This is a genomic window from Blautia liquoris, from assembly GCF_015159595.1.
In the GTDB taxonomy this organism is placed as follows: Bacteria; Bacillota; Clostridia; order Lachnospirales; family Lachnospiraceae; genus Novisyntrophococcus; species Novisyntrophococcus liquoris.
This window is the reverse complement of record NZ_CP063304.1, coordinates 652288-664691: the sequence shown is the minus strand read 5'-3', so window position 1 is coordinate 664691 and position 12404 is coordinate 652288. Positions and strand designations below refer to the sequence as shown.

General features: G+C 40.5%; 11 protein-coding genes. 7 read left to right on the top strand and 4 right to left on the bottom strand.

Annotated features, from left to right (window positions below):
• Positions 1-41: 41 nt before the first annotated feature.
• The 7 genes from INP51_RS03085 to INP51_RS03055 are packed head-to-tail and all read left to right on the top strand — an operon-like array spanning position 42 to position 7015.
• Positions 42-587 carry a nucleoside deaminase gene (locus INP51_RS03085; RefSeq protein WP_193736281.1) on the top strand — a complete coding sequence of 182 codons (546 nt, stop codon included), beginning with the start codon at positions 42-44 and terminating at the stop codon, positions 585-587.
• A 37-nt stretch (positions 588-624) separates the two neighbouring features.
• Positions 625-1665 carry a BMP family protein gene (locus INP51_RS03080; RefSeq protein WP_193736280.1) on the top strand — a complete coding sequence of 347 codons (1041 nt, stop codon included), beginning with the start codon at positions 625-627 and terminating at the stop codon, positions 1663-1665.
• 18 nt (positions 1666-1683) lie between these two features.
• A complete protein-coding gene (locus INP51_RS03075; RefSeq protein WP_193736279.1) occupies positions 1684-2787 on the top strand; it encodes an ABC transporter permease in 1104 nt (367 codons plus the stop codon).
• Positions 2771-3685 carry an ABC transporter permease gene (locus INP51_RS03070; protein ID WP_230406864.1) on the top strand — a complete coding sequence of 305 codons (915 nt, stop codon included), beginning with the start codon at positions 2771-2773 and terminating at the stop codon, positions 3683-3685. Before INP51_RS03075 ends, INP51_RS03070 begins: the two co-directional genes overlap by 17 nt.
• Positions 3686-3695: 10 nt before the next feature.
• Positions 3696-5222, top strand: coding sequence for an ABC transporter ATP-binding protein (locus INP51_RS03065; RefSeq protein WP_207736892.1), 1527 nt, complete (start codon positions 3696-3698; stop codon positions 5220-5222).
• Complete coding sequence (gene add / locus INP51_RS03060) at positions 5219-6253, top strand: adenosine deaminase (protein WP_193736278.1); 1035 nt, start codon at positions 5219-5221, stop codon at positions 6251-6253. Before INP51_RS03065 ends, add begins: the two co-directional genes overlap by 4 nt.
• A gap of 21 nt (positions 6254-6274) precedes the next feature.
• Positions 6275-7015, top strand: coding sequence for a GntR family transcriptional regulator (locus INP51_RS03055; protein WP_193736277.1), 741 nt, complete (start codon positions 6275-6277; stop codon positions 7013-7015).
• A gap of 61 nt (positions 7016-7076) precedes the next feature.
• Here INP51_RS03055 and INP51_RS03050 read toward each other — a convergent pair whose 3' ends face one another.
• The 4 genes from INP51_RS03050 to INP51_RS03035 all read right to left on the bottom strand — a co-directional run bounded on the left by INP51_RS03050 (position 7077) and on the right by INP51_RS03035 (position 12399).
• A complete protein-coding gene (locus INP51_RS03050) occupies positions 7077-8450 on the bottom strand; it encodes a glycoside hydrolase family 32 protein (protein ID WP_193736276.1) in 1374 nt (457 codons plus the stop codon).
• Positions 8451-8891: 441 nt separating this feature from the next.
• Positions 8892-10775, bottom strand: coding sequence for a beta-L-arabinofuranosidase domain-containing protein (locus INP51_RS03045; protein WP_193736275.1), 1884 nt, complete (start codon positions 10773-10775; stop codon positions 8892-8894).
• 22 nt (positions 10776-10797) lie between these two features.
• On the bottom strand, positions 10798-11631 hold the full coding sequence (locus tag INP51_RS03040; protein ID WP_230406863.1) for a carbohydrate ABC transporter permease: 834 nt from the start codon (positions 11629-11631) through the stop codon (positions 10798-10800).
• Positions 11632-11649: 18 nt separating this feature from the next.
• Entirely contained in the window at positions 11650-12399 is a 750-nt protein-coding gene (locus INP51_RS03035; protein ID WP_230406862.1) for a carbohydrate ABC transporter permease, read from the bottom strand.
• Positions 12400-12404 lie beyond the last annotated feature (5 nt).

Here is a 12404-nt window from a genome sequence, read left to right as displayed (position 1 = left end):
GACGCTTTCATCATCTGTATGCGAATGTAAAGGAGACAAGTATGAAATTTATCAGAGAGTATGAAGACAAAACCACCCGCTTAGAAGATCTAAAGCCATACGAAGAAACATTGTTAAGGCGAGTAATTGAGATCTGCCAAGAGGCGAAAGAAAAGGGAAATCATCCTTTTGGATGCCTGCTGGCAGATGAAAACGGCAAAATCCTGATGGAACAGGGAAATGAAGAAGTGACCGGAGGTGGCGATTGCACAGCTCATGCAGAATCACTGCTGATGCGCAGGGCAAGTCAGCTCTACTCAAAAGAAGAGATGAAGCATCTTACCATGTACAACTGCGGAGAACCTTGTGCCATGTGTGCAGGCGCCATCTATTGGGGAAATCTGGGACGTATTGTCATGATTGCAAGGGAGTCAAAACTAAAAGAATACACCGGAGATGATATTCGAAATCCAACCCTGGATCTTCCTGCTCAGGTTGTATTTGCAAGCGGTCAAAAAAATATTGAGGTTGTGGGTCCAATCCTCGAACTGGAAGATGATTTTCTGAAATTACATGAAAATTACTGGAAGCCATCAAATAAAAACTAACATGCAAACGTGTTTTTCCTGAGCAAAGGAGTTTAAAATGAAAAAGATCAAAATGTTTGCTTTATCTGTCTTACTGGTATGCACAGGGTTGTTAGGTACAGCCTGTAAGGGTTCTGATAATAGTTCAAAAACTGCAGAAGCTGCCGGAACCTCAAAAGCTTCTGGTATTGATAAAAAGGGACAGAAAGTTGGCCTGATCCTCAGTGGTTCAATCAGTGATAAGAGTTGGAATTATACAGCCTATCAGGGACTGCAGCTGATTGAAAAAGAAGGTGCAGAAGTGTTTTATCAGGAAAATGTAGCTATTTCTGACTGTGCAGACAGTATCCGTACTTATGCTGAAGCCGGTATGAACCTGATCTATATTTCCAGCGATTCTTATCAGGATGTCGTAGCAGAAAATGCTTCCAATTATCCGGACGTTACCTTTATCATTATAAACGGAACAGAACAGGGCACTAATTACTATTCCGTGCAAATATCCGATGAAGAACAGGGTTTCTTGTTAGGCGTAATTGCAGCATATGCATCTGATGCAAAGAAAGCAGGTTTTGTAGGAGGTATGGAGATTACGCCTATCATCAATGGAAATAAAGGATTTGAACAAGGTGTAAAATACGTAAATCCAGAGATTGAAATCGACAGTGCCATGACCGGAGATTTTCTGGACGTCACCGCTGCCAAAGAGCAGACCGTTGCATTTGCGGACGCCGGTGTTGATGTTGTCGTTCCTATGGCGGATGATGCCAGTATAGGAGTCATCGAGGGTGCGCAGGCTTCCGGTATTTATTCTGTGGGAACCGGTGATGGTCAAAAAGGCAAGGGACCGGACACTATGCTGACAGCCGTCAACAAAGACACTTCTGTTGCCTATCTGGCATCCTATAAGCAATTCCTCGATGGGAAACTCTCTGGTGATAGTATCCCCAAATATGGTGCGAAAGAAGGAGTCGTCTATCTGGGCGAATGGCTTCCGGCATCCGATCAGATACTGTCTGATGATGACAAGGAAAAGATCGCGGATGTCTTCAAAAAACTGGAGTCCAAAGAAATCTCGGTTTCTATAGACCAATCATAACCAACTAAGGTGAATATCATGAAGAATGGAAAAAACAAAACACTATACGATCCGCTTTTCTCTTTGATATATGCCGCTTTGTCTGTAATAGCGGCTCTGATCATAGCAGGACTTGTTATGAAAATCATGGGATATCGTCCGCTGAATTCCTACAGATACCTTCTGCAGGGTTCTTTTGGAAGTATAAATTCTCTCTGTGAGACAGCAGTAAAAACAACTCCTCTCATCCTCACAGCGGTTGCTTTTTCTACTGCATTCAAAAGTGGGATGATCAATCTTGGAGCCACTGGTCAGCTCTATATGGGAGCTATCTGCACCACTTTAATTGCAACCAATTTTGATCAGCTTCCGAGAGGAATACATATAACAATATCCCTTCTCGCCGGAATCGCAGCCGGCGCTCTCTTTGGATATCTTGTGGGTCTTCTGAAATCTGTGTTTGGGGCAAGCGAACTGATAACGACTATCATGTTGAATTATGTTGCAGCCTACCTTGTCAGTTTTCTGGTCACCGGTCCCATGAAAGATACCAAAGGGTCAAACAGTAATCCACAGTCCTGCCAGATCCTGGAATCCGCAAAGCTTCCCCTATTCGTTCCGGGGTCCAGACTAAACATTGGATTTCTCATTGCTCTTCTTGTAATTGTCCTATACTTTCTGTTTTTCTGGCACACATCTCTCGGATATGGGATTCGAGTAATTGGACTGAACGAAAATACCGGTAAATATGCAGGAATCAGCAAAAACTTAAATCAGGGAATTGCAATGGCAATCTCCGGCGGCCTTGCAGGACTTGCCGGAGCAATAGAAATTCTGGGTGTACAGACGCGACTGACGCAGGCATTTGCCGGGGACCTGGGATTTGAAGGGATTGCTGCCGCTTTGTTGGGCAGCAATTCACCAATCGGCATCCTTTTTTCTTCTCTGCTCTTCGGAGCCATGAGCAGTGGAGCCGGTACCATGGAAATGCTTGCAAAAGTCCCGAATGCATTCATTTCCGTCATTCAGGGACTGATTATCCTGTTTATCATAGGAAGAAATCTGCCGGCCGGAAAAATCAAGGAAGTCCTGATAAAAAAGCACGTCATAAAGGAGGAAGAAGCCATTGGAATTATTGAATAGTGTCATTATGACGGTACTTCGTATGGCAACTCCAATTCTGTTAGCAGGGCTGGGATTGGTTGTCAGCGAAAGAGCAGGAATATTAAATATCGGGACAGAAGGCGTTATGCTGACCGGAGCCTTGTTCGGAGCAATTGGATCATGGGCCGGCAAAAGTATCTGGATCGGTGTGCTCTGCGCTGTTGTGGGAAGTGTGGCAGTCAATCTGATTATTGCATTTTTCTCGATCACTCTAAAGGCCGATCAAACTGTAGTGGGCACTGCCATTAATATTCTGGCAGGAGGCCTGACTGTAACCGTGAATCGATCCGTGTTCGGAATTGGAACTGACAATGCAGATATCCCGCTGTTTCAAAAAATTGAGATTCCCGTCATAAAAAACATTCCGATTATAGGAGCCATCTTCTCCAACCAGACGATTCTTGTTTACATAGCTCTGATTTCAGTTCCCATAGTCAGTGCTGTCCTCTATAAGACAAATGTGGGACTGAAGATCCGTTCTGTCGGAGAAAACCCCAGAGCATGTGACACCCTGGGAATATCCGTTGACAGGGTAAGATATTCAACCATGTTTTTCAGTGGAATCATGTCAGGACTGGCCGGCATCTATATCTCCCTGTCCCAGATGAGCTCCTTCACAGAGGGCATGGTAGCAGGAAGAGGATTCATCGCCGTAGCCGCTGTAGTATTTGGAAATTATACACCCAGAGGTGTATTCATAGCTGCTCTGGTATTTGGAATGGCAGATTCCCTGAAATATAGAATGCAGGCATCCTCCTACCATGTTCCCTATCAGTTCTGGCTCATGGTCCCCTATATCATAACCATTTTCGCTCTGTGTCTCTACAGAAAGAACTCCAACAAACCGGCCTGCAGTGCGAAACCATATATAAGATAAGGAGAGGAACATGGAATTTTTGCAAATGAATCATATCTCAAAACAGTTTGGCAATGTGACAGCCAATAAGGATGTGACACTCTCAATAAAAAAGGGTGAAATTCATGCTCTTCTCGGCGAAAATGGAGCTGGCAAGTCTACCCTGATGAATATCTTATACGGAATGTACAGACAAACAGAAGGAGAAATCTATCTGGACGGAAAGAAGCTGAATCTATCATCACCTCAGAATGCCATATCAAATGGAATCGGAATGGTGCATCAACATTTTATGCTGATTCCCGCTCAATCCGTCATCGAAAATGTTGTTCTTGGTCTGAAGGATAACAAGACCGTATTGGATCTGAAATCTGCCGCAGCAAAACTGAAAAAACTGGCAGAAACATTTCATATGGAAATCAATCCGTGGGAGAAAGTTTCAAACCTCAGTATCGGAGAACAGCAAAGAGTGGAAATATTAAAGGCATTATTCCGCGGAGCCCGGCTTCTGATTCTCGATGAACCAACAGCTGTACTGACTCCACAGGAAGCGGAAGCTTTGTTCGATGTATTGCGAAAGCTGAAAATCGAGGGCTGTACGATTATCTTTATCAGTCATAAGCTGAAGGAAATCATGGCTGTCTGCGATGCCTGCACAGTTCTTAGAAAGGGTGAGACGATAAAGACTATATGGGTCAAAGATATTGTGGACACCCGGGAACTGGCTGAACTCATGGTAGGCAAAACAGTAGAACTGACTATAAAAAAAGAAAAAACGGAGGTGGGAAAACCAGTTTTAATTCTCCAGAATGTTTCTTATCAGAATAAAAAGAAGGTTCAAGTCTTGAAAGATATCTCTTTTCAGGTTCATGAAGGGGAAATTCTCGGAGTCTGCGGAGTAGACGGCAATGGTCAAAGTGAGCTGATTCACTGCATCACCGGGATAAAACAGGCTTCAAAAGGAATAATCATGATAAATGGCACCGACACTACCAGAGAAAAATCCCGGAAAATCATGTCCAGAGGTGTTGCCCATATCCCCGAGGACCGGCAAAAATACGGAATCGTGCAGGAAATGTCAATTAAAGAAAATATGATCTTAATGTCTTATTTGCACAAACCGCTTTCCAGATTTGGTTTTCTCCAGTCAAAAAATATCGAAAACTACACAAAAAGAATTTGTGACGAATTCGAGATAAAGGCACAGAATACAGATGAAAAAATCATGAATTTGTCGGGAGGAAACCAACAGAAAGTAGTCGTCGGACGTGAACTGAGCAGGAATCCCAAACTGCTGATCGCCGTACATCCTGACAGAGGACTGGATATCGGGGCTGCAAAATATATTCAAAGAGAAATTATAAATACAAAGAAAAAGGGCGGCGGTGTGCTCTTGGTTTCCAGTGAGCTGGACGAACTGATGGATCTGACCGACCGTATCATGGTGATCTATCACGGTCAAATCATAGAAACCGTGAGTACCGAAAAAACATCTCTCAAAGAACTTGGAGAACTAATGATGGGAATTAAAAATAATGTAGAGGAGAAAAACGCATGATTTCAGAAAAATTAACAGAAATGATTAGAACGATACCGAAAGGTGAAAATCATATCCATATTGAAGGGTCTATTCCAGGCGAAACGGCCGTAAAACTTGCAAAGAGGAATAAAATAGAACTCCCCTTCTCTTCCGAAGAAGAAATGAAAAAGTACATCAAAAAAAATGTCACCAGTCTGGATTCTTTCATGGCAAGTGACAGACTTATCAATTCTGTCTGCATAAACGAAGAAGATTTTTATGAAGTCATACTCGAACTTGGAAAACGAGCAAAAGAACAAAATATCATTTATACCGAATTCTTACTGGACTACCCTTTAAATCAGGTAAGAAATATTCCCCTTAAGACTGTCATCAACGGTTATGAGGCCGGAAGACAGGAGGCAATGAAAAAGTATGGAATTGATATTACCTTTATCGCAGGTATCGACCGTTCCTTATCTGCAGAAGATAGCTATCAGTTTATAAAGAGCCTGGAACCCTATCTGGGAATCATCACCGGAATCGGCATGGACTGTGAGGAAAGGGGGAATCCATGTATCGAACACAAAAGAGCGTACGAACTCGCAGAAGATATGGGCCTTTATCTGAGTGCACATGCAGGAGAAGATCCAAATGCCGGGGATCAGGCCGTTCAGAATATATGGGATGCAGTGGAGAGAATGCATTGTAAGAGAATTGAGCATGGAGTTCTCTCTGTGAATGATAGGAAATTAATGAACCTCTTAGCTGAGAAAGAAATCTTATTGACTATCTGTCCTTTAAGTAATACTATGATCGTATATCCGGATTTGTCACAACATCCATTAAAACGCTTGATGGATCAGGGAATTCCGTGCTCAATTAATTCAGACGATCCCCCATATGTCGGGGATCTGATAGAAAATATGATTCAAACTGCAGATGCACTGGAATTGACCGAAGAGGATATCTTCGATATGGAACGTAACAGTTTGAAATACTCGATCTGCGGGCAGCAGCATCTGCCAGTATTAGAAGACTGGATACATGATTGGAAAGAAAATAATTGAAAGAAATGGATTGAAATTTGTATGGAAAAGGCGGCAAAGCAAACAAAACAGCTTTCCGAAGAGATAACCGAGCTGCTTCTGGATGAAATTGTTAACGGGATCTATAAGGAAGAAAAAAAGCTTCCAACAGAGAAAGTCCTTGCCGAAAAGTTTGGAGTCAGCCGAAATCTGATCCGGGATTGTCTTTCAATCCTGGATCGGGAAGGCTTTATCAGCCGGAAACACGGAGTCGGTTCTATTATCAACCGCTATGTGGCAGATACGAAAATACGCCTGGACTTATTAGCTGAATTCATGGATCTGGTAAAAATGGCCGGTTTTACACCAAAAGTTGAGAAAGTTGATATCGAGACTATCATCTGTGATAAGACCCTGTCTGGGAAACTTAACATCGAGGAGGGCGAAAAGGTCTATAAAATCTTCAAGGCCGTCTCTGCAGACGGCAAGCCTGCGATTATGTGTTTTGACTACATAGCACATCGATATGTCACGGATGACAACTATACTCTGGAAGATCTAAAAAACCCAGTTTTTAATTTTCTGGAAAAGAACTGCCATAAGAAAGTCTATATGTCTATGTCAGATATCAATGCCAAAATTACCGACGATGAACAGGCCCGGATTTTTGGCATCCCACGTGGCACTGCTCTTCTCTTTCTTGGCGAAGTGGGATATGACCTGTTTGGAAACCCTTGTTTATATTCAGAAGTGTTCCATGTAGATGGGGTGCTGCAGATGAAGATATTAAGAAAAAAGATATAGTTCATTAATATCTGAGGATTTATTTGGGACATAGAAGTAGGTTTTCTATGTCCCTGATTGTCTACACAATCTGATAATACTCAACTTGCAGATTCCCTTCCCATATCACCCGATCATATGGTGTATCCGGATACATTTCCATTGTACACACTTCTAATCCATCATCGGCAAAGAGTTCCAAAAGGGAGACATCAAAAATAAGTTCAACGTCATATTCCCCTGGCGCAAGTCTTGTCATGGTAGCTCTTGAATACTGTTCTGTCATAAACGTTTCATCAAAGTCATTCGCTCCGGCCTTTCCTCTGTCTACGATAATACGGTCATCATTAACCTCAATGATTATCTCCTGATTTTTGGAATTTGCAAGAGTTAGTTTTGCATCACCTCTCCCATGAATTCTCATTCCGAATGTTTCAGATCTTATTCGTGTTTTGTTTTCGATACGATAAGCCTGCGCTTGAAACTGCCTGATGCCTTCCGGCTGTCCACAAAGTCGATAAGTATCTCCGATTTTCTTTAATGACAGTTTTCTGGCGAGGGTCATCTGGCTGCAAAATTCGCCTGTGGGAACCCGGTCTGAGTATTCCCAGTTCTGTGCCCACCCGATGAACAAAGGCTCATCAAGATTCTGAAAAGTAACACCGGCATAATTATCAAAACCAAAATCAATCCAAAGAGGTTCATCCGATGGATAAGTACATCTGAATGTTTCTCCATCAAAATCACCGATAAAATACTGTGTTCTGCTCTTACCGTCTTCCACGGTTGTCGTCATGCTGAGCAGTAATACCCACAATACTTTATCATCTACATGTACCGGAAATAGATTCGGACACTCAAACACCCCTGATGCATGGTTTTCTTCCAAACCAAATTCCCCTGTCTTCTCCCACTGTTTCATATCTTTAGAAGAATAGAACTGAACACGGTCATACGCAGCTAATACAAGGCTCCAACACTCTTTTTTTGAATTCCAGAAAGCCTTAGGATCCCTGAAATCTGAGAGTCCGGGGTTCTTTATCACAGGATTAAGATAAGATTTTTCAAAATGATTACCGCCATCAGTACTATAGGCAATGCTCTGCTGCTCCAATCCGGTATTATTATTATGGCTTGTATAAATAGCTATAATTGGCGCGTGCCTTTCTGTTCCATACCCTGATGTATTATTCCTATCATAGACGCAGCTTCCTGAAAAGGCGGATCCCAGCTCGTCTGGGTAAATAGCTATTGGCTTATGTTCCCAATGCACCAGATTCTTTGTAACCGCATGCCCCCAATGTATTGGACCATGTCCGGTAGAATAAGGATATTTCTGATAGAACAAATGATAAACTCCATCCACATAGACCATACCATTAGGATCATTCATCCACATAGATGGAGGTGTAAAGTGAATTCTGGGTCGAAAGTCTCTGATTCCTGCTGTACTCATTGTTTGTCTCCTTATCATTTTGGTGTTTCTTCTGATATGTATCCTACACCATATGCTCAGTCTATCACAAGAATATTGGATTCACAATTAGAAATTCAGTTATCTCTCGTTTGATACAATTTTGTCTTATCTTGGCTATCATTCCTCTTTTTTCCTGTTGTATGATCTACAATTGTCCATTGTAATGTACACTATATGGATCCCGATATGCAGTTAAGTACCATAGCATCTGCGCTATACGTAAGTCCCCAATACCTCAGTGCAGCTTTCATACTGCATTGCTTTGCGGGTTTACAGATGCCGGGTATTTCAGCAAATGATTTAAAAAGTACTATGGAATATCACCTAAGAATTTTCTGATGATCCGCGAGGAAAATGGATGATCTCTCCATAATTCATAATCTGTACCCACAAAGTACGGACAGCTTTATTGTCATTAAATTATTCCCTTACATAATAAGGAAATTCCGAAATTCTTAATTTGGTGCACCCAAACGGAATTAAGTCAACAGGAACAGTCTTATGATCATTCATAACCGGACTCTTAGGAATTGGACCTGCACTGTCATTTTCAATCTTCCATTCATCACATTGTTTGCCATTAGCAATCAGCCGAACCGGGGGATTCTTTTTTGAAAAGGGCACCTTACTAACATCATTTTGAATCACTCTAATTTTACCATTTTTTAGCAGAGAATAATTCCAGCGTCCACCAGGAAAAATTTCATAATCTTTTATTCCAGCAACCTCTTTAAATATCCGCCATTCCTCTTTGATATCAAGGCCATACACCAATGGCCCTCTCTCAACAGCAATACTGTCTCCCTGCCAATGTGAATATCTTACTTCCATAGGCAAAACTATCTGAAACTCATCTCCTTTATGGAACCGATCGCTTATTATAATCCATTCATCTTCACGTCCTACTGTCCCCGATTCCGAAATAATCTTTGGTTCCTTACACCATCCAGGAATTCTAATTTGTATCTTTATCTCTTTTGATGGAGCTTTTTTAATCCTATAGGTAAGCGTGTCCCTAAATGGATATTCTGTGTCCAATTGTATTTCAACTGGTTCTTCCTCCAATGCGGTACATACTGTGTTGGGTGCCAACACCATGGATACTAATGTGTCATTCCCTTTTTTGTACCACAAACTATTGACAAATTTAGGCCATCCCTGATGCATATTCGCGGTACAACAACCGAAGTGCGGCTCCAAACCGAACATATTTGCTGTATCATCATTGTTAAACCAATTTCTTTTTGCTTTGGATACCAAGACCTGATTTGCCTGCTGTACATACTGATGTGCCATAAAGTCCTCAGTAATCGTCGCAGGCAGCGCATTGTACGCTAATCGTTCCAATGTATCAGCAAAAAAAGCACTTCCAAAAGTCTCCATTAATATTTCAAGACTAAACATATATTCAACGATAGAACAAAGTTCCGCTCCTTGCGTAGGCAAGTTTCCACTTAAGTGCTCATCCCCATTAATTGCTCCTGATACAACCCCATGATATTTGTTCAAGGTATCAATTGCGTTTTTTGCAATATCCAAATATTTTTTATCTTTATGAAAAGAATATTGCATTGCAGGATATTTTAAACCCATAGTAATATTTACAATATGTGTTTCATGATAAACAAATACCTCATCCAGAAGATTCTTTCTCAGAAGGGATACTTTATCCCAATTAAGATAATGAGCAGTAGAACGAGTATAAGGAAAATTACGAAATACATCTGTCCAATTTAGTGTCTGTTTTTCTAATTCATCAACTAGCTCTAACAGAATTTCATTGCCTGTCCTTTCAAAAATCCATCTCACACAATATATCAAATCAGGGATTCTGGCCTTTGACCATTCAACTGCAGGCTTCCTTCTTATTTTTTTGTTAAGATAAATACAATACTTTTCACAAAAGGGAATGACTCTTTTATCACCCGTAATCTCTTGGAATTGTATTAATACCTTTAGCATCACATAACGAGACCAGTAATCCTCCTTACTCGTCACGGGTCCAAAATTCCCGTCCTCATCCTGACTTCCCAATGTCCATTCAATAAATTTACAGCATAATTCCCATTGCTTTTTATCTTTCAAATAGTATGCAAGCGGAACTAAGCCATCCAAATAGTAGGGGCCGCGTTCCCAATTCTCTCCACTCCCCCCCAACCATCCGGAATAACTGCCTACGCTATCCCAGATCTCATAAAGCTTACCTGTCAAACCATCCATTTGAATATGTAATTGGTCGAGTATCCATCCTTCTGGTTTAATTTCCGTCAAGTTTAATCTTATCATCTCTCCGCTTAGATTCATCCCATAACTCCTCTTCTAATTATTATTTTAATGCACCACTCATCATGCCTTTTACAAAGTATTTTTGTAGAAATATGAACATAATGAGAATAGGTATCAATCCGACAAAAGAACCCGAGGTTAGTATTCCCCAATCTGTTCCGTAATCTCCGAGTGCCATATTCACCAGTCCAACATTAAACGTTTTCATATTTGTATTAGCAAAAACTAATGCAATGATGTAATCATTCCATGTCGTATAGGCTGAATAAACTCCTACTGTAACGATGCCGGACAAAACAAGCGGAAAGTATATTTTTGAAAAGGTTCTAAATCTTCCTGCACCATCAATCACCGCAGCTTCACCTAGTTCCTTGGGAATCATATCAAAGGAATTCTTCATCATAAAAACACAAAAAGGCGTTTGAAATGTCGCATATATAAAAATCAAAGATAACTGGGAATTTAGCAAGTTTAATTCCGACATAATGTTATATAACGGCACCATTAATGCCTGGAAAGGTACCATTAACGCAAGCATAATCAATGTCATCCACATTCCTTTGCCTGGAAATGCCAATTTTGAGAATCCGTATCCCGCTAACACACTAATAGCACAAACAAAAAACACCGTTATGATCGTAATCTTTAACGAATTAAAAAAATACGATAAATAGATACCATCATTAATTGTAAATATTTTTGTGTAATTTTCAAGAGAAAAACTTTTGGGGAACAATGTCGGAGGCGTTCCATAAACTTCTGCCTTTTCTTTTATGGATGTAATAAATGTCCAATATAATGGCGAAATAAAAAGCAGAGCCACAACTACATTTATAATAATTTTCGGGTTTATATGAAACTTCTTTTTCTTCAATATAATTTACCTCGCATTCTAATTATCCGTAGGATCTTTTAGTGCAGCCATCTGAAAATAGCTTAACCCAAGCAATATCACCAATAAAATCATAGATATTGCAGAACCATATCCAAAATGAAAATATTTAAACGATGTATTATAGATATAGTGAACTGTCGTCGTTGTAGACGAGGAGGGGCCTCCCTTAGTCATAATACTAAATTGTTCGAATGCCAGCACAGAACCAATTACGGAAATGATCATTGCCAATGCAATATACGATTTAATCATCGGAAGCGTGATCCTTGTAAACTTTTGAATTTTGGATGCACCATCTATGCTTGCTGCTTCATACACTTCTTCATCAATCGTCTGAAATGCTCCGATTAATATTAACATAGTAAAACCTGCCATCTTCCATGTAATCATAAACACAATAGCAGGAAGGGATGTATCTGCCGAATTCATCCATAAAATGTTTTCAGAAATAATTCCCAATTTATCCAGAATATAATTTAAAACACCATATAAATCATTATAAATCCATAGCCATACCAGACTACAAGTTGTCATTGAGATAACAACCGGTGCAAAGTAAATTGTCCGAAAGATTGTAACCCCCTTAAAGTTTTGATTCACCAATAAGGCAAGTGCAAACGCCACAATAAAAAGACATGGCGTAACAATAACTGCGTATTTCAGTGTAAATATAAGAGAATTTATGAACTTTTCATCATGAAACGCTTCTATAAAATTTCCAAGTCCTATAAATTTCTTATTTCCCATAAGTG

What these genes read in the sequence shown, in the direction of transcription:
- add (WP_193736278.1), top strand. Translation starts at nt 5,219, where the DNA reads ATGATTTCAGAAAAATTAACAGAAATGATTAGAACGATACCGAAAGGT.
- INP51_RS03035 (WP_230406862.1), bottom strand. Translation starts at nt 12,399, where the DNA reads ATGGGAAATAAGAAATTTATAGGACTTGGAAATTTTATAGAAGCGTTT.
- INP51_RS03065 (WP_207736892.1), top strand. Translation starts at nt 3,696, where the DNA reads ATGGAATTTTTGCAAATGAATCATATCTCAAAACAGTTTGGCAATGTG.
- INP51_RS03075 (WP_193736279.1), top strand. Translation starts at nt 1,684, where the DNA reads ATGAAGAATGGAAAAAACAAAACACTATACGATCCGCTTTTCTCTTTG.
- INP51_RS03080 (WP_193736280.1), top strand. Translation starts at nt 625, where the DNA reads ATGAAAAAGATCAAAATGTTTGCTTTATCTGTCTTACTGGTATGCACA.
- INP51_RS03045 (WP_193736275.1), bottom strand. Translation starts at nt 10,775, where the DNA reads ATGAATCTAAGCGGAGAGATGATAAGATTAAACTTGACGGAAATTAAA.
- INP51_RS03085 (WP_193736281.1), top strand. Translation starts at nt 42, where the DNA reads ATGAAATTTATCAGAGAGTATGAAGACAAAACCACCCGCTTAGAAGAT.
- INP51_RS03050 (WP_193736276.1), bottom strand. Translation starts at nt 8,450, where the DNA reads ATGAGTACAGCAGGAATCAGAGACTTTCGACCCAGAATTCACTTTACA.
- INP51_RS03055 (WP_193736277.1), top strand. Translation starts at nt 6,275, where the DNA reads ATGGAAAAGGCGGCAAAGCAAACAAAACAGCTTTCCGAAGAGATAACC.